This is a genomic window from Massilia sp. DD77 (assembly GCF_036961685.1).
GTDB lineage: Bacteria > Pseudomonadota > Gammaproteobacteria > Burkholderiales > Burkholderiaceae_D > Telluria.
In genome coordinates, this window is the sequence record NZ_JBAMDH010000016.1 from 100,445 (window position 1) to 124,331 (window position 23,887).

At 67.6% G+C, this 23,887-nt stretch carries 21 protein-coding genes and 1 pseudogene; 8 read left to right on the forward strand and 14 right to left on the reverse strand.

Going from position 1 to position 23,887, the window contains the following annotated elements:
* The first annotated feature begins 95 nt into the window (after window positions 1–95).
* Entirely contained in the window at window positions 96–551 is a 456-nt protein-coding gene (locus V7778_RS11515; RefSeq protein WP_335555354.1) for an OsmC family protein, read from the forward strand.
* Window positions 551–1,096: an FMN-binding negative transcriptional regulator gene (locus V7778_RS11520; RefSeq protein ID WP_335555285.1), complete on the forward strand. Its 546-nt coding sequence runs from the start codon at window positions 551–553 to the stop codon at window positions 1,094–1,096. Before V7778_RS11515 ends, V7778_RS11520 begins: the two co-directional genes overlap by 1 nt.
* An 82-nt stretch (window positions 1,097–1,178) precedes the next feature.
* On the opposite strand, the gene V7778_RS11525 is transcribed toward V7778_RS11520, so the two are convergent.
* From V7778_RS11525 to V7778_RS11535, 3 genes are all read right to left on the reverse strand, one after another.
* Complete coding sequence (locus V7778_RS11525; protein WP_335555287.1) at window positions 1,179–1,982, reverse strand: DUF4142 domain-containing protein; 804 nt, start codon at window positions 1,980–1,982, stop codon at window positions 1,179–1,181.
* A gap of 335 nt (window positions 1,983–2,317) precedes the next feature.
* Window positions 2,318–3,997 carry an acid phosphatase gene (locus V7778_RS11530; protein ID WP_335555289.1) on the reverse strand — a complete coding sequence of 560 codons (1,680 nt, stop codon included), beginning with the start codon at window positions 3,995–3,997 and terminating at the stop codon, window positions 2,318–2,320.
* Between the two features lie 209 nt (window positions 3,998–4,206).
* Window positions 4,207–4,677: a GyrI-like domain-containing protein gene (locus tag V7778_RS11535; protein WP_335555291.1), complete on the reverse strand. Its 471-nt coding sequence runs from the start codon at window positions 4,675–4,677 to the stop codon at window positions 4,207–4,209.
* Between the two features lie 267 nt (window positions 4,678–4,944).
* Here V7778_RS11535 and V7778_RS11540 point away from each other — a divergent pair, with 267 nt between their 5' ends.
* A complete protein-coding gene (locus V7778_RS11540; RefSeq protein WP_335555292.1) occupies window positions 4,945–5,568 on the forward strand; it encodes a head GIN domain-containing protein in 624 nt (207 codons plus the stop codon).
* A gap of 2 nt (window positions 5,569–5,570) precedes the next feature.
* On the opposite strand, the gene V7778_RS11545 is transcribed toward V7778_RS11540, so the two are convergent.
* Together V7778_RS11545 and V7778_RS11550 are read right to left on the reverse strand one after the other, a co-directional pair.
* Window positions 5,571–5,912: a DUF4326 domain-containing protein gene (locus V7778_RS11545; protein ID WP_335555294.1), complete on the reverse strand. Its 342-nt coding sequence runs from the start codon at window positions 5,910–5,912 to the stop codon at window positions 5,571–5,573.
* A 31-nt stretch (window positions 5,913–5,943) separates the two neighbouring features.
* A pseudogene (locus V7778_RS11550) lies at window positions 5,944–6,171 on the reverse strand (ArsB/NhaD family transporter); the annotation flags it as partial.
* Window positions 6,172–6,557: 386 nt separating this feature from the next.
* Here V7778_RS11550 and V7778_RS11555 point away from each other — a divergent pair.
* From V7778_RS11555 to V7778_RS11565, 3 genes are read left to right on the forward strand one after another with little or no spacing between them, the layout of a single operon-like run.
* A complete protein-coding gene (locus V7778_RS11555) occupies window positions 6,558–7,871 on the forward strand; it encodes an FAD-dependent oxidoreductase (RefSeq protein WP_335555295.1) in 1,314 nt (437 codons plus the stop codon).
* A 28-nt stretch (window positions 7,872–7,899) separates the two neighbouring features.
* Window positions 7,900–9,138: an MFS transporter gene (locus V7778_RS11560; protein WP_335555297.1), complete on the forward strand. Its 1,239-nt coding sequence runs from the start codon at window positions 7,900–7,902 to the stop codon at window positions 9,136–9,138.
* Window positions 9,135–9,452: an ArsR/SmtB family transcription factor gene (locus V7778_RS11565; RefSeq protein WP_335555299.1), complete on the forward strand. Its 318-nt coding sequence runs from the start codon at window positions 9,135–9,137 to the stop codon at window positions 9,450–9,452. The genes V7778_RS11560 and V7778_RS11565 overlap by 4 nt, the downstream gene beginning before the upstream one ends.
* A 9-nt stretch (window positions 9,453–9,461) precedes the next feature.
* On the opposite strand, the gene V7778_RS11570 is transcribed toward V7778_RS11565, so the two are convergent.
* The 4 genes from V7778_RS11570 to V7778_RS11585 are packed head-to-tail and all read right to left on the reverse strand — an operon-like array spanning window position 9,462 to window position 12,079.
* Complete coding sequence (locus V7778_RS11570; protein ID WP_335555302.1) at window positions 9,462–9,965, reverse strand: arsinothricin resistance N-acetyltransferase ArsN1 family B; 504 nt, start codon at window positions 9,963–9,965, stop codon at window positions 9,462–9,464.
* Between the two features lie 40 nt (window positions 9,966–10,005).
* The gene (locus V7778_RS11575) at window positions 10,006–10,401 is read right to left on the reverse strand and encodes an OsmC family protein (RefSeq protein WP_335555303.1); all 396 of its coding nucleotides are present in this window, start codon (window positions 10,399–10,401) and stop codon (window positions 10,006–10,008) included.
* A gap of 28 nt (window positions 10,402–10,429) precedes the next feature.
* The gene (locus V7778_RS11580) at window positions 10,430–10,843 is read right to left on the reverse strand and encodes a secondary thiamine-phosphate synthase enzyme YjbQ (RefSeq protein ID WP_335555305.1); all 414 of its coding nucleotides are present in this window, start codon (window positions 10,841–10,843) and stop codon (window positions 10,430–10,432) included.
* A 24-nt stretch (window positions 10,844–10,867) separates the two neighbouring features.
* On the reverse strand, window positions 10,868–12,079 hold the full coding sequence (locus tag V7778_RS11585) for an MFS transporter (RefSeq protein ID WP_442920718.1): 1,212 nt from the start codon (window positions 12,077–12,079) through the stop codon (window positions 10,868–10,870).
* Between the two features lie 373 nt (window positions 12,080–12,452).
* Here V7778_RS11585 and V7778_RS11590 point away from each other — a divergent pair, with 373 nt between their 5' ends.
* Window positions 12,453–16,223, forward strand: coding sequence for a hypothetical protein (locus V7778_RS11590; protein WP_335555307.1), 3,771 nt, complete (start codon window positions 12,453–12,455; stop codon window positions 16,221–16,223).
* Between the two features lie 12 nt (window positions 16,224–16,235).
* Window positions 16,236–16,745: a HEAT repeat domain-containing protein gene (locus V7778_RS11595; protein ID WP_335555310.1), complete on the forward strand. Its 510-nt coding sequence runs from the start codon at window positions 16,236–16,238 to the stop codon at window positions 16,743–16,745.
* A gap of 10 nt (window positions 16,746–16,755) precedes the next feature.
* Here V7778_RS11595 and V7778_RS11600 read toward each other — a convergent pair whose 3' ends face one another.
* The 5 genes from V7778_RS11600 to V7778_RS11620 all read right to left on the reverse strand — a co-directional run bounded on the left by V7778_RS11600 (window position 16,756) and on the right by V7778_RS11620 (window position 23,854).
* Window positions 16,756–17,175: a hypothetical protein gene (locus tag V7778_RS11600; protein ID WP_335555311.1), complete on the reverse strand. Its 420-nt coding sequence runs from the start codon at window positions 17,173–17,175 to the stop codon at window positions 16,756–16,758.
* A gap of 137 nt (window positions 17,176–17,312) precedes the next feature.
* Window positions 17,313–18,092 carry an enoyl-CoA hydratase gene (locus tag V7778_RS11605; RefSeq protein WP_335555313.1) on the reverse strand — a complete coding sequence of 260 codons (780 nt, stop codon included), beginning with the start codon at window positions 18,090–18,092 and terminating at the stop codon, window positions 17,313–17,315.
* A 231-nt stretch (window positions 18,093–18,323) separates the two neighbouring features.
* Window positions 18,324–19,520 (reverse strand): acetyl-CoA C-acyltransferase, encoded by a 1,197-nt coding sequence (locus V7778_RS11610; protein WP_335555315.1) that lies wholly within the window; start codon window positions 19,518–19,520, stop codon window positions 18,324–18,326.
* A gap of 26 nt (window positions 19,521–19,546) precedes the next feature.
* On the reverse strand, window positions 19,547–21,943 hold the full coding sequence (locus V7778_RS11615) for a 3-hydroxyacyl-CoA dehydrogenase/enoyl-CoA hydratase family protein (RefSeq protein ID WP_335555317.1): 2,397 nt from the start codon (window positions 21,941–21,943) through the stop codon (window positions 19,547–19,549).
* 120 nt (window positions 21,944–22,063) lie between these two features.
* Complete coding sequence (locus V7778_RS11620) at window positions 22,064–23,854, reverse strand: acyl-CoA dehydrogenase C-terminal domain-containing protein (protein WP_335555319.1); 1,791 nt, start codon at window positions 23,852–23,854, stop codon at window positions 22,064–22,066.
* Between the last annotated feature and the right edge of the window lie 33 nt (window positions 23,855–23,887).

Genomic DNA, 23,887 nt, shown 5'->3' on the forward strand with positions numbered 1-23,887 from the left:
TTGGACCGCCCATCTTCGCCGGAATTGGCACTTTGAGCAAGCCAAGTTGCGTCCTACCATAGGCGGATCGACACACAGGAGGCTCGATGAAGTCCATGGAATTCAGCGCCCGGGTGGCATGGCAGCGCGCCGGCCAGCCCTTTCTCGACCAGCGCTACAGCCGCGCCCACGCCTGGTCCTTCGATGGCGGAGCGAACGTGCCGGCGTCGTCCTCGCCCTTGTCGGTGCCCGTGCCGATGTCGGACCCGGCCGCCGTCGACCCGGAAGAGGCGGTGGTCGCCGCGGCCTCGAGCTGCCACATGCTGTTCTTCCTGTCGATCGCGGCCAAGCGCGGCCACGTGGTCGACAGCTACGAGGACCAGGCCGTTGGACTGCTGGACAAGGATGCGGAGGGACGCGCCGCGCTGGTGCGCATCGCGCTGCGTCCGCGCATCGGCTTCTCCGGAGAACGGCCCAATGCGGAAGAGATCGCGCACATCCATCACCAGGCGCACGAGCAGTGCTATGTCGCCAATTCGCTGCGCTGCCCGGTCGTCGTGGAGGAAAGCTGATGTACATCGCCGCCCGCCACCGGCAAGACCGGATCGAACCCATGCGCGAGCTGATGGCTACCCATTCGCTGGGCATGCTGGTCACGCTCAACGAGGGATTGCCTGACGCCGACCACCTGCCCTTCGAGTTCGCCGAGGATGGCGGACATGGTGTGCAAGGGGTGTTACGAGCCCACGTGGCCCGCGCCAATCCCGTCTGGCGCCGCGAGGGGCAGCAGGTGCTGGTCGCCTTCCGCGGCCCGGCCGGCTACATGACGCCCGACCCCATCGAGAAAGTGGAACAGCATGGCCGCGTGGTGCCCACCTGGGACTATCACGTGGTGCACGTGCACGGACGCCTGCGCGCGATCGAGGATCCGGCCTGGCTGCTGGCCCAGGTGCGGCGCCAGACCGACCGCCAGGAAGGCGTGCGGGCGCAGCCCTGGAGCGTGGACGACGCGCCGCGCGACTATATCGCGGGTCTGCTGAAGGCCATCGTCGGCATCGAGATCGCGATCGAGCGGATCGAAGGGAAATGGAAGGGAAGCGCGCCGGGGGTGCGCTGACCGGACCTGCCGCACGCCGGGGGCGTGCTGACCGGAGAAGCCGCACGCCGGAGGCGTGCGGCAGGACGGATGGACTGCCGGATTACTTGTTGCCGCTGTCGGTCTTGCCGGTGGCGCCGGAATGGCCGGTGGCGGTACGTCCCTGCGCGGCGGTCATCTGCTCCGCCGACTTCAGGTGCTGCTCGACGACCGGCGTCATCTTGGTGGCCAGGGCCTTGACGTCCGGATCCTTGGCGGCGCTCATACCTTTCTTCAACTTGGCGTGGGTGGCCTTGTGGTCGGCCAGGCCCGACTGCTTGGTATAGGCGCGGTCGAAGGCTTCGCCGTTGAGTTTTTCCAGCATCGCCGCCTTGGCTTTGTGCTTCGCGTCGAGCTCGGTCGGCAGGGTCACGCCCTTGGACTGGGCCACGGCCGCGACCTCGGCCTGGGCCTTGGTGTGGTCATCGATCATCTGCTGGGCGAAGGTCTTCACTTCCTGGTTCTGGCTCTTGCTCAGCGCCAGCTTCGCGGTCTCGATCTCGGCCATGTTCGACAGCGCCATGTCGTTGAGGGCCTTCTTGTCGGCCTTGGTCAGCTTGGCGGCATCGGCGCCCTTGGCGCCGGCCGCTGCTGCGGCGGTGGCCGGGGCGGCGGCGCCCGCCTGGGTGGCGGCGGCGCTGGAGCTGCCGACCTGGCCGCTGCGGTCTTCCTTGCCCTGGCTGTCGGTGTTGCCCACGGTGCCGTCATTGGCGGCCTTGCCGGTCAGGTTCGGATTGCCCTGCGAACCGTGCTGGCTCATCTGCTGGGCGCTCTGGGCATTGTTCTGCGCCTGCACGCCGAAAGAACCAAGCATGGCTGCCACTGCCGATACCGCCAGCAGGCTTTTGAGGACCTGTTTCTTCTGCATGATCTTCTCCTGATTTCAAGTGGTTGGGGCTGGAACGCAGCGCTAGGCCGCGGGCCCGGTGTTGTTATGACAACGGCGAAGTGTAGCGCTGGGACTTTTGGGGGAGCGCGCGGTAGCCTTGGTGCAATGATGGGTTGTGGTGTACGGAGCGAACTTGGGTCCCCGCCTGCGCGGGGATGACGTATGAAGCTACGTGTCCGAAGTCCGGCGGCTCCATATCTCAACCGTTATTAACGTCATCCCCGCGCAGGCGGGGACCCAAGTTTCGCCATGCAGCCACCAGAACAAAAAAAGCCAGTCAATCCAGACTGGCTTCCCCCACCTACCTCAAGCATTCAGCGAAACCGCAGCGCCGCCGTCAAATCCCCCGGCGGCCGCGCCCCGCGCGCCGCGAAGGCCGCGTTGCGCGCCGCCAGCCCTTCCAGCAGCGGCAAGCCATGCAGCCGCGTGATGAAGCGCAGGATCGAGGTCGTGTCATAGAAATTGTGATCCACCGCGCCGCGCTTGGCATGCGGCGACACGATGATCGCCGGCACGCGCGATCCCGGTCCCCAGCGGTCGCCCTTGGGCGGGGCCACATGGCCCCACCAGCCGCCGTTCTCGTCGAAGGTGATCACCACCACCATGTTCTTCCACTGCGGCGATTTCTTCAGGTGCTCGATCACGTTGGCCACGTGCTGGTCGCCCGACTCGACGTCCGAATAGCCGGCGTGCAGGTTGAGGTTGCCCTGCGGCTTGTAAAAGGCCACGGCCGGCAGCGTGCCCGCCACCACGTCGGCAAGGAAGCGGTTCGAGATCGGGCTGTCGCCCAGGCCGCCGTCGCGCAGATGCCGTTCGCGCGCCTGGGTGCCCGGCGCGAACTGCCTGAAGTAATTGAAGGGCTGGTGGTGGTGCTGGAAGTTCGGCTTCTGCCCTGCCCCGCGTCCGTCCAGCGCCGCCTGCTGCGCGCCGCCGTACCAGGCCCAGCTCACGCCGCGCTCCGACAGCAGGTCGCCGATGGTGCGGTAGGTCTGCGGCGGCAGCACCGACGGGTCCTGCGGGTCCGCATGCAGCGGATCGCCGCCCTGCGCCGGGCGCACCCAGCTCGGCTGGTAAGGCGGGGCCATGGTGTTGACCGCATAGCCGTCCGGCGTGATCGGCCCGGCGTGCACGTACTTCGGCTTGCCGTCCAGCGCAGACTTCGGCCCGTCCGGGACCACCGCCAGGCGGTAGCCGGTGGGACCGTCTTCGAGCACGGCGATTTTCGACCTGGCGGGCGTCGATGCGGCGTCGAAGTATTCCGGCGTGCGGCCGCTGATCAGGAACTGGTGGTTCAGGTAGGAGCCGCCGAAGGCCGCCATGAAGAAGTTGTCGCACAAGGTGAACTCGCGCGCGATCTGCCACAGGCCCAGCTTCGTCGCGGTCTCGCCGTAATGGCCCATCACCATCGCACCGGCGTCCGACCAGGCCGCGAAGCCGTCGTTGCGGCCGCCATTGATCTGCATCTGGTTCTGGTAGAACTGGTGCACCAGGTCGCGCGTGACGATGCTCTCGGGCAGGGGCTTGCCCTCGGCGTCGGTCAGTCTGAAGGGTGCGTTCGGCAGGTTCGCCAGCTGGTCTTCCTTGATCAGGTATTCCTTGCCGCCGATGTCCTGGCGTCCCGGCACCATGCCACCCCAGATCTTCGGCAGGGTCGGCAGCACCGAGCCGTCGCGGTCGCGCTGCGCGCTCGCCTCCGGCGGCACGGCCGACAGCGGCGAGGCCAGGCCGGGGAAATCGGCGAACAGGTTGTTGAAGCTGCGGTTCTCCAGGTAGATCACGACCACGTTCTTGACCTGCTGCTTCAGCTTGGCGTCGAGCGAGCCCTTGGCGGCGGCCACGGGCGCGGCGGCCGCCGCAGGTATGGTCTGCGCCATGGTCGGCAGGGCCGAGCCCAGGCCGACGGCGGTGGCCGCCTGGAAGATGCGCCTGCGCGCGGGATTGTCCGGCTGGGCGGCGGGATCCTGGTCCCCCGGCTCCTTGTTGTGCTCGTTCATTGCTTCTCCTGTCGCGCGACCACGGCAGGCCGCCAAGCAGCGATTATCCGCGCACTTTACAAAAGGAAACAAGAAGAAGGGGATACGCCGTCAAATGCCTGTCACATTTCGACGGCAGACTACTGAGGGAAGATCAATGGCGGCGCGAGCCGCCCTACCGGCGCCGGCGGTCGGGAAATATACCGGCACCAATTTCTACGGATGAAGACTCATCCGTACAGGGGGATCAGGATATCGTAGGCATTGTCCGGCCGCGCCCCGTCGTGCAAGGTCGGCGTATAGCGCCGGTCGTAGCGCTCGAGACGGAAGCCATCCGGATCCTGCACCATTCCCAGCTGCTCGATGGCGGCGAAGCCGGTGACATAGGTGGCCTGGACGCGCGCCATCGGACCGCGGTGTGTCAGCATCGCATAGCGGCGCGCCGGAATACGGATGCCGATCATGCCCGGCGGCAGATGATTCAAGTCCGCGACCTCGACGGCGACGCACTCGACGCGCACGCCGCCCTCTTCCTGCAGGCTCACGCAGTAGCGCAATCCATTGGTGTCGCCCAGTTCGCGCTCGCGCTCGAGGAAGGTCTTCCAGACTTCCGGCATGTCCGTTTCCAGCACCGAGAGCGAACCTGCGAACGGCAGGCCGGCGAGCTTCATTTCAGGTAGTGTAACGGTTGAGATGTGCATGATATCGGCTATGCAAAAGGACTCAGGAATTATATCCTTAACTCTTAGACAATCTTGTCATGCGCGCAATCGTGCGCGCAAAATGTCGCGATAATGGTGCAAATGGCCGGCAATGCCGTCCAAAATCTTGCCTGCAGAAATTGAAGAGTTCGGAAGGGCAAACATGGCGCGTGCAGTCCAGCCCCTGTTTTGTGCAGTTCGTCGCAAACCGGCCCCGGCCCGCAAGGGGCTCCCTACAATGGCCTCATCAACCAAACGGAGACAGCCATGAAACGTGTAGTGATCGCCGCCCTTCTTTCCCTCGCTTCCCTGTCGGCAGCCGCCGGCGAACAGGCACGCAGCGCCACGCCTTTCAAGGCGATCGACGTGCGTGGCCCGGTCAGCCTGGTGGTCGAAGTCGGCAAGAACTACTCGGTGCGCGTGCAGGGCGACCAGAAATACATCGACCGCGTGACGACCGAGATCGTGAACGGCGAGCTGCGCCTGGGCTTCAAGGAAAAATCGAACATCCAGATCAGCGACGACGACCGCGTGATCGTGACCATGCCCGAGATCGCCAGCTTCCGCGGCGAAGGCGCCGGCCTAATCAAGCTGAACAACGTGAAAGGCGATCGCTTCGACGTCAACTACCGCGGCGCCGGCAGCCTGCAGATGAACGGTGAAGTGCGCTCCCTGCGCGTGCAGGCCCAGGGCGTCGGTGAAGTGAACGCCCGCAACCTGGTGGCCCAGGACGCCGACGTCAGCTTCGAAGGCATCGGCTCGGTCGAAGTGCACGCCAAGAACCGCCTGAACGCCAGCGTACAGGGCATGGGCAACCTCACCTACTACGGCAACCCGCGCGTGCTGAACAAGGTGGTGGCCGGCATCGGCAGCGTGGTCGCCGCCAAATAAGCCTACTTGTTGACCAGTTCCAGCAGCACCCCGGCGTGGCAAGGCCCGTCGAGCGAACACCAGCAGGCCAGGTTATGGCCACGCAACGCGGTCTTCGCCTCGGCCAGCAAGGCCTGTCCCGCCGGATCCTCTGTCACCCAGCGGCGGTAGGCGGCCACCGCCTCCGCCACGCTCGGCATCGCGACATAGCGCTTGCTGCCTCGCGAATCGACCGGCGTACCGGGCGCCAGGTCCGGCATCACCGAGAACGGATTCCCCCACTTGCCCGGCCGCGCGACCGAGATCGTGTTCTCGGGCATGCGCCATCCCTTCTTCCTGCTCAGCTGCACGCGATGCGGTTTCATACCTCGGTTTCTCCTCGTGTCCGTACCAGTCCAGGCGCAGCGCCAGCGCGCCCGGCGTCACCAGCAAAATGGGTAGCGTGAGCACCGGGCCCACCCGGAAATAATACCCCCATGAGACGGCGATCCCCTTGCTCGACAGGACGTGCGGCCGGCACAGGTGCGCCAGGCTGGCGACCGGCGTGATCCTGGGACCGAGGTGGCTGCCGATCACGTTCGCGTAGATCGGCGCCTCGCGCACGGCGGCGGCGTCGATCGAGACGCCGATCTCGTGCAGCCGCAAAAGCCGATCAGCGGCATCGCCAGCCCCGCCTGCCTGTGACGAACGTGCTGCGGTCATGGATCGCCCCGGCCGGCCGCCTGACCAGCAGGCGGAAGGCAGCCGCGCCTCGTGGGTAAGCGCGGCGGGAGCCGCGATGGGGCTATGCGTTTCCATGTGCATAACCCGACATCTCGATCGTTATGGAATTACATGGCGTAGCGTCAACATTTCCAATATTGTCGAAATGATTTGACAGGACGATGACAGCTGGTTATTCTTTATTCGCCGAATGACGAATCCACATGCCTGATCCTCATCCGGCATTTTTACCACCGATTTGTTCGTCATTCGACGAATAGCAAACTAACGCTCTGAAGGAGTCCGCCATGTCCCACGATGACCTGTCTTCCCTTCCCGTCGCCGTCCTCGGCGCCGGCCCGGTCGGCCTTGCGGCCGCCGCCCACCTGCTCGAACGCGGCCTGGCGCCCCTGATCCTGGAAGCCGGCAGCGGCATCGGCGCCAACCTCGCGACCTACCGCCACGTGCGCCTGTTCTCTCCCTGGCGCTACAACATGGACCAGGCCGCGCTGCGCCTGCTGAAGGCGCAGGGCTGGCGCGAACCTGAACCGGACGCGCTGCCGACCGCGGGCGAACTGCTGGATGACTACCTCGCGCCACTCTCCGCCCTGCCCGCCATCGCGGACAGCCTGCGCCTGGCCCATCGCGTGACGGCGATCAGCCGCGCCGGCGTCGACAAGGTCAGGACCCGCGGCCGCGAGGCGGCGCCCTTCCTGGTCCGCGCCGCCACGCCGCAGGGCATGCGCGAATTCCTGGCGCAAGCCGTGATCGACGCCACCGGCACCTGGGCCACGCCCAATCCGCTGGGCGCGAACGGCCTGCCGGCCCTGGGCGAGGACGGCCTGGCGGCGCACATCGCGACCGGCATGCCGGACGTGCTGGGCACCGAGCGCCGCCGCTATTTCGGCAAGCGCGTGCTGGTGGTGGGCGCCGGCCACTCGGCCGCCGGCACCCTGCTGGCGCTGGCGGAGCTGATGGAGAGCAGTCCCGACATGCGTCTCGTGTGGGCCACGCGCGGCGGCAACCTGGCGCGCGTATTCGGCGGCGGCGAGGCCGACGGCCTGCCGGCACGCGGCCAGCTGGGATTGCGCCTGCAGCAGCTGCGCGATTCCGGCCGCCTCGAGATGCGCGAACACTTCCTGGTCCAGTCGCTGCGCCGCCACGCCGGCGGTATCGACGTGCACGGCCATGATGCCGTGATCGAAGGCGTGGACGAAATCGTATGCGCCACCGGCGCCCGTCCCGACCTGTCGCTCACGCGCGAGCTGCGCGTGCGCCACGATCCCTGGCTGGAAAGCACCGACGCGCTGGCGCCGCTGATCGATCCGAACGAACATAGCTGCGGCAGCGTGCGCCCGCACGGCCACCGCGAACTCGCGCATCCGGAGCGCGGCTACTACGCGGTGGGCGCCAAGAGCTATGGCCGCGCGCCCAACTTCCTGCTCGCCACCGGCTACGAGCAGGTGCGTTCGGTGGCGGCCGCCTTGGCCGGCGACCTGGCCGCGGCCGACGAGGTCCGGCTCGTATTGCCGGAAACCGGCGTCTGCAATACCCGCAGGGTGGTCCAGCAGGCGGCGCGCTCCTGCTGTACAGTGAAGGCTGCGGACGCGACCTGCTGCTGAGCGACCGCACCATCACCAGGAGAAGCACTTGTCGCCCGCCCGCAGAACCATCGGTATCCTCGCCTTCACGCAAATCGCATCGTGGGGGGCGCTGTACTATGCGTTCGCCGTGCTGGCGCCCGACATCCAGCGCGATCTCGGCATGGGCAAGGAAGCCGCCTTCGCGGCCTTTTCCTGGAGCCTGCTGGTGGCCGGCGTGGCCGCCACGCCGGTGGGCGCCCTGGTCGACCGCCGCGGCGGACAAGGCGTGATGGCGCTCGGGTCGGTCGTGTGCGCCATCGGCCTGGCCTGGCTGTCGCGCTGCACCACGCTCGCGTCCTATTGGGGCGCCTGGACCGTCATCGGCCTGGCGATGTCCCTGACCCTGTACGAGGCGGCCTTCGCCACCATCAACCGCAAGCTCGACGCCGGCGCGCCGCGTGCGATCTCGACCCTGACCCTGTTCGCCGGCTTCGCCAGCACCATCTTCTGGCCGCTGACGCTGGCCCTTTCCTCGCGCCTGGGCTGGCGCGACACCTATCTCGCCTACGCCGGCCTGCAATTGGCCGCCTGCCTCCCACTGCACCTCTGGCTCGGGCGCGATGCGCCGCGCGCTCCACTACCAGCGCATGCGCCGCGCGACAGCCATACGCTGGGCGAAGCGGTGCGCCACCCGGCCTTCTGGAAGCTGGCGCTGGCCTTCTCGGCCAACGTCTTCATCTTCTCGGCCCTGGCGATCCACCTGATCCCGCTGCTGCAGTCGCTCGGCCACGCGGCCGGCACCGCCGTGCTGCTGGCCGCGCTGGTCGGCCCGATGCAGGTGGCGGGCCGGGTCGGCGAACGCGTGCTTGGGCGCGACGCCGCGCCGCAGGTGGTGGGCCGCTTCGTGTTCTCGACCCTGCCAGCCGGATTGCTGGCGCTGGCCCTGGTGGGCACACAGGCCTGGGGGGTGGTGCTGTTCTGCATGCTGTACGGGATGAGCAACGGCGTATTGACCATCATCCGCGGCACCCTGCCGCGCGCCCTGTTCGGTGCGCGCAACTACGGCGCCATCACCGGCGCGATGGCGGTGCCCTCGCTGCTCTCGAAGGCCGTGGGACCGCTGGCAGGGGCCGCGCTGCTGAGCGGCGCCGCGGGGCCCCTGATGCTGCCGCTGGTGCTGACCGGTTGCGCGCTTGCCTCGCTGCTGCTCTACCTGTCGGCGATCCGCGCGCCGGCGGCGGCGCTTGACGCGGCGCGTCCCGCTTCCTATCCTGCACGCACATCACCAGACCGGAAACATCCATGACCAGTTCCTGCTGCGGCCCCCAGACGGCGGACTCGCCGTCCGCCGCGATCGACGCCGAGGACCTCGCGGCCCTGTGCAAGGCGATCGGCCACCCCGCCCGGCTCCAGCTGCTGCGGCACCTGATCGCCCACGGCGACTGCTATTTCGGCAGCCTGGCCGACGTGCTGCCGCTGGCGCCGTCGACCATCTCGAAGCACGTCTCCATCCTCAAGGAGACCGGCCTGATCGAAGGATCGTCCGACGTGCAGCGCGTGTGCTACTGCGTCAACCCGGCGCGCCTGGCCCGCCTCAAGGCCATGATCGGCGCGCTCTAGCCATCGCCATCACTCCCGCAGCTTCAGCTCCCAGTAGCCGACGTCGACCCAGCGTCCGAACTTGCGTCCCACTTCGCTGAAGTGGGCCACCTTCCGGAACCCCAGCTTCTCGTGCAGCGCCACGCTGCGCTCGTTCGGCTGGGCGATCCCGCCGATCACCATGTGTACCTCGCGCGTGTGCAATTCCTCGAGCAGGGCGCGGTACAGCAAGCCGCCCACGCCGCGCCCGCAGGCGTCGCGGTCGAGGTAGACCGTGCTCTCCACCGAGGTCCGGTAGGCCGGACGCGCGCGCCACCTGGTGGCGTAGGCATAGCCCAGCAGGCGCTCGCCGTCCATGGCTAGCAGCCATGGCAGCCCGGCGGCATGGACGTCCGCGACGCGCTGCGCCATCTCGTCCGCCGTCACCGGCTGCTCCTCGAAACTGATCGTGGTGGCGGCGATGTAGGGGTTGTAGATGGCGCAGATGGCCTCGGCGTCGTCTATCGTGGCGGGGCGGATCGCAATGGCGGACATGTCGGCTCGGCTGGATGAGTATGGGCCGGACCATTATAGGTCAGTCATCCAGCGTGACTGCGCATCCGGCGCGGAGGGTGTTATGGACTTCGGCGACCGCATCGGTGTGCGCGAGCAGCCGGGCGATATCCTCCGGCGCGGCAGGCGACTGCACGGTGGCGCGGTAGCGGATGTTGGTGGCGGCCAGGCCGACGCCGGGGAAATCCGCGCTCGCCTCGACCTGCACGCCATCGAGCGCGATGCCGAGGCCGCGCGCTTCGCGATACAGGTCGTTGCAGTAGCAGGTGGCCAGCGCCAGCATCAGGAATTCGCCGCCGTTCACGGCGGAGCCGCCGCCCGGCTTGCCGGGCACGTCCAGCACCTGTTGCGCGCTATCGGTGGCGACGGCGGCGCGGTGCGCCGCGGGAGAGTTGTCGATCAGGGCGGTGATGCGCATGCGGTTCTCCTGGTGACGGGCTGGTGGATCAGCCGATGACGGTGACGACGACCTGGCGCCGGTGCGGCGCGGTCCGGTGCTCCCACAGGTAGATGCCCTGCCAGGTGCCGAGCAGCAGGCGTCCGCCGCCGATGGGCACCGTCAGGGCGGTGTCGGTGAGCATGGTGCGCGCGTGCGCGGCCATGTCGTCCGGGCCCTCGGCGTCGTGGCGGTAGGCACGGTCGCCGTCGGGGGCGAGGCGCGCGATGATGGTTTCCAGGTCGCGCCGCACGTCGGGATCGGCGTTCTCGGTGATCGTCAGCGAGCAGCTGGTGTGCTGGACGAAGACGTGCGCGATCCCCGTTTGCACGCCCGACTGCTGGACGACCCGGGCCACGGCGTCCGTGATGTCGCGCGTGCCGCGTCCCGATGTGGAGAATGCGAGTGTGGACTGGTAGGCCATGGCATGCTCCTTGCGAGAACGGCGTCAGCGCCGGGCCGCGTCCATGCGCGGCAACAGCACCGCCAGGATGCCCAGCAGCGGCAGGAAGGACGCAAAGCGGTAGACCTGTTCGATGCCCGCGCTGTCGGCGATCGCGCCCATGGCCGCCGCGCCGATGCCGCTGATGCCGAACATCAGGCCGAAGAACAGGCCGGCGATCATGCCCACCTTGTCCGGCACCAGTTCCTGCGCGAACACGACGATGGCCGAGAAGGCGGAGGACATGACCAAGCCGATGATCACCGACAGGACGGCGGTCCAGAACAGGTCCGCGTACGGCAGCGCCAGTGCGAACGGCGCCGCGCCCAGGATCGAGAACCAGATCACGCGCTTGCGGCCGATGCGGTCTCCGATCGGACCGCCCGCGAAGGTGCCGGCGGCCACCGCCGCGAGAAACAGGAACAGGTACATCTGCGCCGACTCGACCGTGACATGAAACTTCTCGATCAGAAAGAAGGTGTAGTAGCTCGATAGGCTGGACATGTAGATGTATTTCGAGAACACCAGCATGGCCAGCACCGCCAGCGCCCACAGCACGCGCCCGCGCGACATCCCGGGGCCGGCATGGACGGCGATCTTGCGCGTCGCGCTGCGCAGGTGGCCCGCATACCAGCGGCTGACGAACACCAGCACCGCCACGGCCAGCAGCACGAGCAGCATCAGCCAGGCGATCTTCCCCTGCCCGCGCCCGATGATGATGGCGGCGGCCAGCAGCGGGCCGAAGGCGGAACCGAGATTGCCGCCGACCTGGAACAGCGACTGCGCAAAACCGAAACGCCCGCCCGACGCCAGCCGCGCAACGCGCGAGGCCTCGGGATGGAAGGTCGAGGAGCCGACGCCGATCATGCCCGCCGCCAGCAGCAGCAAGCCGTAGCTGCCCGCCGCGGCCAGCAGCGCCACGCCGCCCAGGGTCACGCACATGCCGAGCGGCAGCAGGAAAGGGATCGGCCGCTTGTCGGTGTACAGGCCGATCCAGGGCTGCAGCAGCGATGCGGTGCACTGGAAGGTCAGCGTGATCAGGCCGATCTGCGTGAAGCTGAGTGCGAAATCCTCCTTGAGCAGCGGATAGATGGCGGGCAGCACGGCCTGCACGCAGTCGTTCAGCAGGTGCACGAAGGCGACGGAGAACAGGATCTGCATCACCGTGGCCGGCGGCGCGGACCGCGCCGCGGCGGGTGCGGGGGGTGGTGTCGGCATGGCGAACATCAATTGAAAAACGCGGATTGAAATGCCTGGCCAGTGTACTACACTGGACTGCCGGGCCCGCTTCTCCCACGGCCGCGGTCCCGGGCGGAGGCTTGGTCCTTTGCGCTAGTTCAAGCGCCATGCCGCCCCAATCGCAACTTCCAGCCGAGGGAGTCACTCCACTACCTGGTAAGCAGGACGTATGCAGTGGTTTGGAAGGCAGTATCTTCGGGAGAGAACCATGGCTGAGGATTCGGACAAACGCGGATGCGGGTGCGACGATGGGGACGGACACGGGGACGGACACGGGGGCGGGGGTGGCAACGGCGGGCCGGGCGGCGGCGCCGGCCGCCCTCCCGGACCGGGCAAGCCGGGCAAACGCTACGTGCGCCCACTGCATACGCCCCAGGCAATGGCGCGGGCGCAGATGTACGATCCACCCGAGGCGCTGAGCGAGATCACCATCGCGCCGCCGGGCCAGGTGCCGGTGCGCGCCGTCGTGCCCACGCGCGAGGTGTCGCCGCGCCTGGTCGAGCAGCTGCACGCGGGCTTGAAAGACCTCCCGCGGCTGGCCTTCGGGGCCGGCCAGGGCGCGGTCGACATCCGGCTCGAAGATCCGGAAGGCAGGCAGGTGAAGACCGGTTCCGTCCTGCTCGCGGGACCGGACGGCAATCTCCAGGTCCCGATCGATCCCGTCACCCGGCGTTTCCGCCGCGGCGGCCTGCCGGCCGGCGAGTATGAGCTCAGGGCGGCTTCGTCCGGCGACGGCCGCGGGGTCATGCGGCTGGCCGTGCGCGAAGGCGACGTCACGCGCGCGGCCGCCCGGCTCGACGGTTCCGCACTGAGGGGCCGCTCCACGGTCAGGTTCGGCGTGCGCGGAACGCGGGCGCGCGAGCTGCGGGTGCGCGGCACCGATTTGCGCACCGGGAAGCTGGTGGTCGACACCAAGGCGAAGGTCAGCAAGGGCTTCGTCGAGCTCGATCTGGTTCCCCACGGCGCCATCCATTGGGACCTGATCGCCGACGACGCCCGCTCCTGCTACGACAGCGACGTGAACGATGTCGCCGACCTGTTCGACGTGCTCGACATACCCGTGCTGGCGTTCGCCCCGGGGCCCATCGTCGACCCCGACCCGCCCGACTGGCGCTTCGACGGCCTGCCCCTGCCCTATGCGGGCGTGGCGCGCATCCTGCCCGAGATCGGCATCCACTCGCTCGAGGAGCTGGCCGCGGCCGAGCCCGAAGACCTGTTCCACCGCCTGCTGGCGCGCAATGAACGCAATGAGCGCGATGAGCGCAATGAACGCAATGAACGCAATAACACGGGCGAATCGGACCATGTCCAGCGGCGGCGGCCGATGCCGGTACACAGCAGGATGATCGGCGAAGCGGTCAACGCCGCACGCACCATACTGGGCGCCCGCCGCACCGCCGGCGAGGACCGCGCCGAAATCCGCCTGGCCCAGGGCGCCACCTATGCCCGCGATATCGCGCCGCGCTCCGCCGGCGAGGCCGAATTCATGGTCGACCTCGGGCCCGGCAAGCAGGGCGAACTGCTGATCCAGGGTCCCCAGGGCACCGAGCGGCGCAAGGTGAACGGCAGCGAGCGGGTCACGCTGTCGGTACGGCCCGAGGATATCGCCGCGGGCGGCCGGTTCCAGCTCAGCCTGACCAATCTCTCCGGCGGCGCCCTGACCGGCATCGTCCACACGCGGCTTCCCGCCGACCGCCTGGTGCACGGCTTCCACCACCTGTTCCCGACGGTCAAGGAACAGATCGAAAGTATCCTGCGCGGACTGGCCGCGCGCAATCCGGGGCTGGGCGCCTCGGTGCCGGACGCCATCATGGCGCCCGAGAACATCGACATGTGGCTCGACCGCGCGCGCAGCTTCATGACGGCCGCCGGCGTCTGCAGCATCAACGACCTCGGGCGCTTCCGCCTCGACCCGATGCGCATCCTGCGCACCGGCGCCTACGTCGCGCCCGTGGTGCAGCCGCCCACCACTATTCCGCCGCTGACGCACTATGCGTTCTCCGAGCTGCTGTCCAACACCGTCCTGTACTACGAACCCAACGACGTCCTGCACGACACCGCCGTCATCCTGGCCGGCTCCTGGGACATCCGCGGACAGCAGGTCATCATCGGCAAGGAGGTGCGCGAACTGGTCGTGATCGCCGGATCGATCCTGCACGACGGCGCCACCCGCATTTCGTGGGAACTGCCGGCGCTGCCCGGCGCCCATGCCTACTGGCCCAATCCCGCGCCCAGCGGCGGCAACGGGACCTCGGCCGGCGCGGCCGGGCAGGACGGCGGCGACGGCGACGGCGCGCCCCACCCGTCCAAGAACGGCGGGGCCGATGCGGTGAGCGCCGGGCCGACCGTCACCATGTACCTGCTCAACGCCACCGGCAACTTGCCGCGCATCGAACTGAACGGCCAGAAAGGCGGTGACGGCGGGCGCGGCCAGGATGGCGGACGCGGCGGCGACGGCGCCCAGGGCGAGCGCGCCGACGGCACCTTCTTCGGCGGCTGCTGCCGCGACGTCGGCTTCGGCGGCAGGGGCGGCCAGGGCGGCGACGGCGGCCGCGGCGGCAAGGGCGGGCGCGGCGGCGCGGGTGGGCGCATCACGGTGCTCACCACCCCGTCCGGCATTGCCGTGATGGCGGCGGCCCCTCCTCCCATCGACGTCAAGCCGGGCGAAGGCGGCGAAGGCGGAGCCGAAGGTAATCCCGGCGGCGGCGGCATCGGTGGTCCGGCCGGGACCGCGGACTGCGAGACCTGGTGCGACGAGATGCCCGAGCGGCGCGGAGCGGACGGCGCCGGCGGCGCGGCGGGCTCGCTGGGCTTCAAGGGGGATGCCGGTCCGCCCATCCTGGAAGACGCCATCCAGATCCTGCCCATCACCCCCGAGCAATGGCAGCAGGCCTTCAACAACCCGCACATCCTCACGCTCGACGTCTACGACGCCGAGCCCGGGCAGACGGTGCAGATCACCGGCATGCATTTCGACCCGGCGATCGACCGCGTCTACTTCGACGGCGTCAACCTGGCGCCGGTGACCAGCAGCACGCAAGCCTCCTTCACCGTTCCGCTAGATGCCGAAGGCGGCTACCACCCGGTCGTGATCCGCCCCCCTGGCGTCACCGGCCGGCGCAGCAACCGCGCGATGCTGCGCGTGCTGCCCAAGCTCGACGCCATCGCACCCGGCACGCGCTTTGTCGAGAACCAGAACGTCACGCTCACCGGCCTGGCCTTCCGTCCCGGCCTGCAGGTGATCGCCGAAGACCGCTCGACCTCGCCGGCCACGCCTTTCGCCTTGCCCGTGGTCGGCGTGACGCGCACCGCGATCAATATCCAGATTCCCGGCGGCTTCCTCGGCGCCTTGCGCGGGGTGCGCCGTATCGTGGTGCAGAACCCGGACGGCGGGCGCAGCCGCGACGAACGGGTGGCGCGCATCAGCGACACCATCGTGGTGCGCTGCGCGGCCTTCCGCGTGGTCGGCGCCACGGCGGGTGTCGGCACCACGCGCTCGGCGGCGGAGATCACCAACCTGTTCGCCGAAGGCGCGGTGCATTCCGTCAACGTCCCCTGGGGCCAGGCGCGCATCGTGTTCCGGCTGGTGCAGCCGGTGGCCACCGTCACCACCACCGACACCAATGCCAACGTCTGGCCCGGCACCAGCACGGCCGTCGACCAGGCCCTGTTCACCGCCGCCCCCGGGGTGGCGGGGGCGCTCAACTTCTTCTTCGTGCGCGATGTCGACATCTCGACGGCCTACGCCTACTTCGGCGGCGGTCCCATCTTCATGGGCGACGAAGGCGGGCCGCTCGGGCCGGTGGACTGGCAACAGGTGGCGGCGCACGAGATCGGCCACGCCCTCTGCCTGCGGCACCAGTGCGACGGCGCGGGCGAAGGCCCCGGCACCTTCTTCAACCGCGCCTGCGACGACGACGAAGACGACAACGCCTTCCTGATGTATCCCTTCTGGAACAGCTCGGACGGCATGGCGATCCACCCGGGCCAGGTCGACCCGGCGCGCATCGGCGCCAGCAACCTCGAGGACGGCAAGACCACGCCGCTGCCGACCGCGGCGCTGTTCCAGACCGCCGTACCCACCGCCGTCGCCCAGTGCCTGGCGCCGGACCTGCAAAACTGAGGAGTAGCAGCCATGCCTACCGAAAACGAAGTACGCGTGCTGAAGATCCTGAACGCCATCGAGATCCCGCCCACCGCGGGCCAGACCATCCAGACCTGGGGCAACGAAGCGGTGACCGTCGTGTGCGAAGCGGCGCTCGGCACCTACCCCGGCCTGCGTTCCAAGGTGCGCAACAATGCCGTCGCGCTGCTGGGGTGGATGGACCATCCGCAGGCCCAGGAAACCGTGCCCCTGCTGCTGAACGACACGAACAGCGACGTGGCGATCCGCGCGATGCGCGCGGCCGGACGGCAGAAGAACGAAACGGGGATCGAGAAACTGGCCGGGATGCTGGAGCAGCAAGGCACCCAGCCGCTGCTGGCGGCGGAAGCCGTGAGCGCCCTGCTGGCCATCGGCACCCCGGAAGCGGCGGCCACGGTCGCTTCCTACCGCGCGGCCAATCCTGCCGACCTGCCCCACCGCGGCAGCCGGGCGGTGATCGGTGTGCTGTCCGAAACGAGGCCGCCCGGCTCCCCGCCCTGAATGCGCCGCTTCAGCGGGCGAAAGGCTCCGCCACGCCGCGCAGGGCGATGCGCCAGAACAGCCAGACCACCGCTGCGGCATACAGCATGGGCACCAGGAGCCACAGCAAGGCGGCCAGGAAGTTCATGACCGCATAAAACGGCGAGGCCAGGGCGTTCATCAGGGTGACGAAGCCCGCGACCAGGACGTAGGCGGCAAGCCCGATATTGGCCGTCAGCACGGCGGCGCGCTTCAGCGCAGCCAAGCCGCGCGTGCGGGCGTACAGCCAGGCGGGCAGGCCGATCACGATGGCCGCGATGTAGGCAAGGAAGGCCAGCATGAAGGCCAGGCCGGCCAGCTCGCTGCCCAGCACGCCCGCAACCACGCCGGCCAGCACTCCGGGTGCGCCGGGGGCAAGCAGGAAGCCAAGTAGTACACGGGATCTGGACATCGTCGTTGTGCGCGAATGGAGGCGCGACGATTATAGCCGGGCAGGCGTAATAGCCCTGCCCAGGCACGCTATCCGGGCGGCGCAGGGCTTGTCCACCGGTCATGCCATCCGACAGGCGGGTCTCCCCGCCCCGCCGTTCAGTCGAACTGGCTGAAGTCCGGCTTGCGCTTCTGGAAGAAGGCGGTAAAGGCTTCGCGGGCTTCCGGCGCCAGCAGCATGGCGGCGAAGCGCTCGTTCTCGGCCGCGATGGCGGCGTTGATCGGTTCCGTGCGCGGACGCTTCATCAGCGCCTTGGTGGTGCGGATCGATGCGGCCGGCAGGGCCACCAGCTTGGCGGCCTGCTGTTCGGCGAAGGCGCGCAGTTCGGCGGCCGGCAGCACGCGCGAGACCAGGCCCATTTCCAGCGCTTCCTGGGCGCCGAAGGCTTCGCCCAGCAGCAGCTTCTCGGCCGCGCGCGGATAGCCGGCCAGCTGGGTCAGCAGCAGCGAGGAGGCGAATTCCGGGCACAGGCCCAGCTGCGAGAACGGCATCGAGAACTTGGCGTTGTCGGCGGCGTACACCAGGTCGCAGTGCATCAGCAGGGTGGTGCCGATGCCGATCGCGGCGCCGGCGACGGCCGCCACCACCGGCTTGGTCGAGCCGGACAGCGCGCGCATGAACTGGAACACCGGGCGGCTTTCGGCCGGCACGCCGGGGACCGGCGCCGAGTTCTTCATGAAATCGTCCAGGTCGTTACCGGCGGTGAAGATTTCCGGCTTGCCGGCGATGAGGATGGCGCGCACCGCGGTGTCGCCCTCGGCCTCGACCAGGGCGTCGGCCATGGCCTGGTACATCGCGCCGGTGATGGCGTTCTTGCGCTCGAGGCGGTTGAATTCGATGGTCAAGAGGCCGTCGGCCTTGTTGATCAGCATGTCCATGTTTTCAGGGTCTCCAATTCTTCTTAAGCTCGATGAACGCGTGGGCGCATTTCAGGCCACTGGCCTGAAATGCCCCGCCCACCCTACGTTCCGTCAGCGGTTTCTATATGAACGCGTGGGCGGGAAACCCGCCCACCCTACCGATGATTTGTAGGGTGGGCGGTTTCCCGCCCACGCGGTGATAGTTGACGGCCGCATCAACGCACACGCTGGTGCGGCCTCTATCGATAATTAAACGCGCTCGATGATACCAGCCGCGCCCATGCCGGCGCCGACGCACATCGTCACCATGCCGTACTTCAGGTTATTGCGGCGCAGTGCGTGCACGACGGTCGCGGCGCGGATGGCGCCGGTCGCGCCCAGCGGGTGGCCCAGGGCGATCGCGCCGCCCATCGGGTTGACCTTGCTGGTGTCCAGGTTCAGGTCGCGGATCACGGCCAGCGCCTGGGCGGCGAAGGCTTCGTTCAGCTCGATCCAGTCCAGCTGGTCCTGGGTGATGCCGGCGGCGGCCAGCGCTGCCGGAATCGCGACCTTCGGACCGATGCCCATGATCTCCGGCGGCACGCCGCGCACGGCGAACGAGGAGAACTTGGCCAGCGGAGTCAGGTTGTGCTCGCGCAGGATCTTCTCGCTGACGACGATCAGCGCACCGGCGCCGTCCGACATCTGCGACGAGGTCGCGGCGGTGACGGAACCCTTGGCGGCGAACACGGGCTTGAGCTTGGCCATGCCTTCCGGGCTGGCGTCGGCGCGCGGGCCTTCGTCCAGGTCCACGGTGCGGCGCTTGAGCTTGATCTCGCCGGTGGCCAGGTCAGGGGTGCGGGTCACGATCTCGACCGGGGTGATCTCGTCCTTGAACAGGCCGGCCTGCTGGGCTGCGATGGCGCGGCGGTGCGATTCCAGGCCGAAGGCGTCCTGGTCTTCGCGCGACACCTTCCACTGCTCGGCCACCTTCTCGGCGGTCAGGCCCATGCCATAGGCCAGGCCCACGTTCTCGTCCCTGAACGTCTCCATATTAATGGAGGGGTGGTGGCCCATCATCGGGACCATCGACATCGATTCGACGCCGCCGGCGATCATCACGTCGGCTTCGCCGACGCGGATGCGGTCGGCCGCCATGGCCAGGGCGGTGATGCCCGAGGCGCAGTAGCGGTTGACGGTCACGCCGCCGACGGTGTTCGGCAGGCCTGCCAGCACCACCGCGTTACGCGCCACGTTGAAGCCCTGCTCCGCTTCCGGGAACGAGCAGCCGACGATGGCGTCGACGATCAGGGCCGGGTCCAGGTTCGGCACGGCGGCCATGGCGCCGCGGATCGCGTGCACCAGCAGGTCGTCCGGGCGGGTCTTGTTGAAGAAGCCGCGGGGCGCCTTGCCGATCGGGGTGCGGGTCGCTGCGACGATGTATGCGTCTTGAAGTTGTTTGCTCATGATTGGTCGTCCTGTTTGTCCGCGGCTTAGTTACGAACCGGTTTGCCGGTCTGCATCATGCCCATGATGCGTTCCTGGGTTTTCGGGTTGCCCAGCAGCTCGATGAAGGCCTTGCGCTCCATGTCGAGCAGCCACTGCTCGGACACCACGCTGCCCTGGTCGATGTCGCCGCCGCTCACGATCTCGGCGATCATGTCGCCCAGCTTGAAGTCGTGGGCCGAGATGAAGCCGCCGTCGCGCATGTTGACCAGCTGGCCGCGGATCGTCGCCCAGCCGTAGCGGCCGGTGACAGTGATCGGGCGGCGCGCCGGAGCGCGGTAGCCGGCGTCGAACATCGAGCGCGCGGTGACTTTCGCCACGTGCAGCAGTTCGTACGGGTTGAAGACGATGACGTCGTCTTCCTTCAGGTAGCCCATGGCCTTCGCTTCCAGGGCCGACTTCGACACCTGCGCGGTGGCCGCGTTGGTGAAGCCGGTCTTCAGGAATTGCAGGATGTCGTTACCCTTGGCTTCGGTGAAGGCGCGTACTGCCGCTTCCTTCAGGCCGCCGCCGGCCGGGACCAGGCCCACGCCCACTTCCACCAGGCCGATGTAGGATTCGATCGAGGCCACGCGCTTCGACGCGTGCAGCATCATCTCGCAGCCGCCGCCCAGCGCCAGGCCCGCGACAGCGGCGACCACCGGGATGTTCGAGTACTTCATCTGCATGAAGACGTTCTGCAGGTCGCGGACCATCGGGTCCATCGCCTTGGCGCCGCCCATCATGAAGGCCGGCATGGCCGACTGCAGGTCGGCGCCGGCCGAGAAGGCGCCGCCTTCGGCCGCGTCGGTATTCCAGATCACCAGGCCCTTGTAGCCCTTCTCCGCTTCCTCCATGCCGCGCTGCAGGCCCTTCACCACGCCTTCGCCGATGACGTGCATCTTGGTCTTGAGCGAGATGACCAGCACCTCGTCGCCGGCGTGCCACAGGCGCACCGACTCGTCCTCGAACACGGTGGTACCAAAGGTCTTCGGATCGGCCGTGGTCGAACCCAGGACCGGGGCGCGGAACTGCTGGCGCTGATACACCGGCAGATCGGACACCGGCACATAGGCGTTCTTCGAAGCCGAGTACGAACCTTCGGCGGTGTGCACGCCCTTCTCGGCGACCTGGCCTTCGAACACCCATGCAGGCAGGGGTGCGTCGGTCAGCGCCTTGCCGGACTCGATGTCTTCCTTGACCCACTGTGCGATCTGGGTCCAGCCGGCCGCTTGCCAGGTCTCGAACGGACCGACGCTCCAGCCGAAGCCCCAGCGCATCGCGAAGTCGACGTCGCGCGCGTTGTCGGCGATGCTGTCGAGGTGGATGGCGATGTAGTGGAAGGCGTCGCGGAAGATCGCCCACAGGAACTGCGCCTGCGGGTTGGTCGATTCACGCATGGCCTTGAATTTCTTGACCGGGTCCTTTTCCTTCAGGATGCGGGCGACGATGTCGGCGGCCTTGGCGCCACCAGGCACGTATTCGCCGGTGGCGAAGTCCAGGCGCTGGATCTCCTTGCCGACCTTCTTGTAGAAGCCGCCGCCGCTCTTCTGGCCCAGGGCGCCCTTCTCGATCAGCTTGGCCAGCACGTCGGGAGTCTTGTAGACGCTGAAGAACGGGTCGTCCTGCAGGTTGTCCTGCATGGTCTTGATCACGTGGCCCATGGTGTCCAGGCCCACGACGTCGGCGGTGCGGAAGGTGCCGGATTTGGCGCGGCCCAGCTTGGCGCCGGTCAGGTCGTCGACCACGTCCACGGAGAGGCCGAACTTCTCGGCTTCGTGGATGGTGGCCAGCATGCCGAAGATGCCGACACGGTTGGCGATGAAGTTCGGCGTGTCTTTTGCACGCACCACGCCCTTGCCCAGGGTCGAGGTCAGGAAGGTCTCGAGCTGGTCGAGGATTTCAGGCTTGGTGGCGGCGGTCGGGATCAGTTCCACCAGGTGCATGTAGCGCGGCGGGTTGAAGAAGTGCACGCCGCAGAAGCGCGCCTTCAGCTCGTCGCCGAAGCCTTCGGCCAGCTTGTTGATCGACAGGCCCGAGGTGTTCGAGGCGAAGATGGCGTTGGCGCCGATGTGCGGAGCGACCTTCTTGTACAGGTCGTGCTTCCAGTCCATGCGCTCGGCGATGGCTTCGATGATCAGGTCGCAGCCCGCCAGCACGTCGAGGTTGTCCTCGTAGTTGGCGACTTCGATCAGGGCCGCGTCGTCCTTGTTGCCCAGCGGGGCCGGCGACAGCTTCTTGAGGTTGTCGATGGCGCGCAGGACGATGCCGTTCTTCGGGCCTTCCTTGGCCGGCAGGTCGAACAGCACGACCGGGACCTTGGCGTTCACGCAGTGCGCAGCGATCTGCGCGCCCATCACGCCGGCGCCCAGCACGGCGACTTTCTTGACGATGAAATTGGACATTCTTTATTCCTAAGAGTTAGCCCGTCGTCCGGGCGAAGGCCGGAACCTAAGTTCGTTGGTGAGCCGCGAAACTTGGGTTCCGGCCTCCGCCGGAACGACGGTGTATTTGCGTGATGAGGCTTAGAACAGGTCTGCGTCCATGGCCAGCAGGTTCGCCGAGCCCGAACGCGCCTGGCGGATCAGCATCGCGGTTTCCGGATACAGGCGGGCGAAGTAGAAGCGCGCGGTGTGCAGCTTGGCTTCGTAGAACTTGTCGCCCGAATCCTTCTTGGCCAGCGCGATCTTCGCCATCTGCGCGAAGAAGTAGCTGAACACCAGGTGGCCCACGACGCGCAGGTAAGGCACGGCGGCGGCGCCCACTTCGTCCGGGTTCTGGAAGGCCTTCATGCCGATTTCCATGGTCAGCTTCTGGACCTTGTCGCCCAGTTCGCCCAGCGGGGTGATGAACTCGGACAGCGATTCGTCCAGGCCGTTCTCTTCCACGAAGGCCTTGATCTTCTCGCCGAACTTGCGCAGCTTGGCGCCGTTGTCCATCAGGATCTTACGGCCCAGCAGGTCGAGCGACTGCACGGTATTGGTGCCTTCGTAGATCATGTTGATGCGGGCGTCGCGCACGTACTGCTCCATGCCCCACTCGCTGATGTAGCCGTGGCCGCCGTACACCTGCATCGCTTCCGAGGTGGCGATCCAGCCGTTGTCGGTGATGAATGCCTTGATGACCGGGGTCAGCAGCGCGACTTCGTCGGCGGCTTCCTTGCGCACTTCCTCGTCCGGGTGGTTCAGCTCGCGGTCGATCTGCAGCGCCATGTAGGACGAGAAGGCACGCGCGCCTTCGGCGTAGGCCTTGGCGGTCAGCAGCATGCGGCGCACGTCCGGGTGCACGATGATCGGGTCGGCCGGCTTGTCCGGGGCCTTCGGGCCCGACAGGCTGCGCATCTGGATGCGGTCCTTGGCGTAGGCCAGGGCGTTCTGGTAGGCGACTTCGGTCAGGCCCAGCGACTGCATGCCGACGCCCAGGCGGGCGGCGTTCATGAACACGAACATCGCCTGCAGGCCCTTGTGCGGCTGGCCGATCAGGGTGCCGACCGCGCCGTCCAGGTTCATCTGGCAGGTCGAGTTGCCGTGAATGCCCATCTTTTCTTCGATCGCGCCGCAGAAGATGCCGTTGCGCGCGCCCAGCGAACCGTCGGCGTTCGGCAGGAACTTCGGCACCAGGAACAGGGAGATGCCCTTCGAGCCTTCCGGCGCGTCCGGCAGGCGTGCCAGCACCAGGTGGACGATGTTTTCCGACACGTCATGTTCGCCGGCCGAGATGAAGATCTTGGAGCCGGTGATCTTGTAGGTGTTGTCGCCCTGCGGCTCGGCCTTGGTGCGCAGCAGGCCCAGGTCGGTGCCGCAGTGGGCTTCGGTCAGGCACATGGTGCCGGTCCACTCGCCCGAGACCAGCTTCGGCAGGTAGAACTTCTTCTGCTCGTCGGTGCCGTGTTCCTTCAGGCACTCGTAGGCGCCGTGCGACAGGCCCGGGTACATGGTCCAGGCCTGGTTGGCCGAATTCAGCATCTCGTAGAACGAGTTGTTCAGGGTGACCGGCAAGCCCTGGCCGCCGTATTCCGGATCGCAGGCCAGCGCCGCCCAGCCGCCTTCGACGTACTGCTTGTACGCTTCCTTGAAGCCCTTCGGGGTGGTCACGGTCTTGGTGGCCGCATCGTAGTGGCAGCCTTCGCGGTCGCCGGAGTGGTTCAGCGGGAACAGCACTTCCTGCGTGAATTTCGCGCCTTCTTCCAGCACCTGGTTGATGATGTCGGCATCGATCTCCTGGTAGGCGGGAAGGTTCTTGAATTCGTCGGTGACGTTGAGGAATTCGTGCAGAACGAACTGCATATCCCGAATTGGCGCGACGTACTGACCCATGGTTTTCTCCTGACGAAGGTAAAGATGTTGGAC

Excerpts from the sequence above, each read along its gene's own strand:
- V7778_RS11515 (WP_335555354.1), top strand. The coding sequence starts at position 96 with ATGGAATTCAGCGCCCGGGTGGCATGGCAGCGCGCCGGCCAGCCCTTT.
- V7778_RS11520 (WP_335555285.1), top strand. The coding sequence starts at position 551 with ATGTACATCGCCGCCCGCCACCGGCAAGACCGGATCGAACCCATGCGC.
- V7778_RS11525 (WP_335555287.1), bottom strand. The coding sequence starts at position 1,982 with ATGCAGAAGAAACAGGTCCTCAAAAGCCTGCTGGCGGTATCGGCAGTG.
- V7778_RS11530 (WP_335555289.1), bottom strand. The coding sequence starts at position 3,997 with ATGAACGAGCACAACAAGGAGCCGGGGGACCAGGATCCCGCCGCCCAG.
- V7778_RS11535 (WP_335555291.1), bottom strand. The coding sequence starts at position 4,677 with ATGCACATCTCAACCGTTACACTACCTGAAATGAAGCTCGCCGGCCTG.
- V7778_RS11540 (WP_335555292.1), top strand. The coding sequence starts at position 4,945 with ATGAAACGTGTAGTGATCGCCGCCCTTCTTTCCCTCGCTTCCCTGTCG.
- V7778_RS11545 (WP_335555294.1), bottom strand. The coding sequence starts at position 5,912 with ATGAAACCGCATCGCGTGCAGCTGAGCAGGAAGAAGGGATGGCGCATG.
- V7778_RS11555 (WP_335555295.1), top strand. The coding sequence starts at position 6,558 with ATGTCCCACGATGACCTGTCTTCCCTTCCCGTCGCCGTCCTCGGCGCC.
- V7778_RS11565 (WP_335555299.1), top strand. The coding sequence starts at position 9,135 with ATGACCAGTTCCTGCTGCGGCCCCCAGACGGCGGACTCGCCGTCCGCC.
- V7778_RS11570 (WP_335555302.1), bottom strand. The coding sequence starts at position 9,965 with ATGTCCGCCATTGCGATCCGCCCCGCCACGATAGACGACGCCGAGGCC.
- V7778_RS11575 (WP_335555303.1), bottom strand. The coding sequence starts at position 10,401 with ATGCGCATCACCGCCCTGATCGACAACTCTCCCGCGGCGCACCGCGCC.
- V7778_RS11580 (WP_335555305.1), bottom strand. The coding sequence starts at position 10,843 with ATGGCCTACCAGTCCACACTCGCATTCTCCACATCGGGACGCGGCACG.
- V7778_RS11585 (WP_442920718.1), bottom strand. The coding sequence starts at position 12,079 with ATGCCGACACCACCCCCCGCACCCGCCGCGGCGCGGTCCGCGCCGCCG.
- V7778_RS11595 (WP_335555310.1), top strand. The coding sequence starts at position 16,236 with ATGCCTACCGAAAACGAAGTACGCGTGCTGAAGATCCTGAACGCCATC.
- V7778_RS11600 (WP_335555311.1), bottom strand. The coding sequence starts at position 17,175 with ATGTCCAGATCCCGTGTACTACTTGGCTTCCTGCTTGCCCCCGGCGCA.
- V7778_RS11605 (WP_335555313.1), bottom strand. The coding sequence starts at position 18,092 with ATGGACATGCTGATCAACAAGGCCGACGGCCTCTTGACCATCGAATTC.
- V7778_RS11610 (WP_335555315.1), bottom strand. The coding sequence starts at position 19,520 with ATGAGCAAACAACTTCAAGACGCATACATCGTCGCAGCGACCCGCACC.
- V7778_RS11615 (WP_335555317.1), bottom strand. The coding sequence starts at position 21,943 with ATGTCCAATTTCATCGTCAAGAAAGTCGCCGTGCTGGGCGCCGGCGTG.
- V7778_RS11620 (WP_335555319.1), bottom strand. The coding sequence starts at position 23,854 with ATGGGTCAGTACGTCGCGCCAATTCGGGATATGCAGTTCGTTCTGCAC.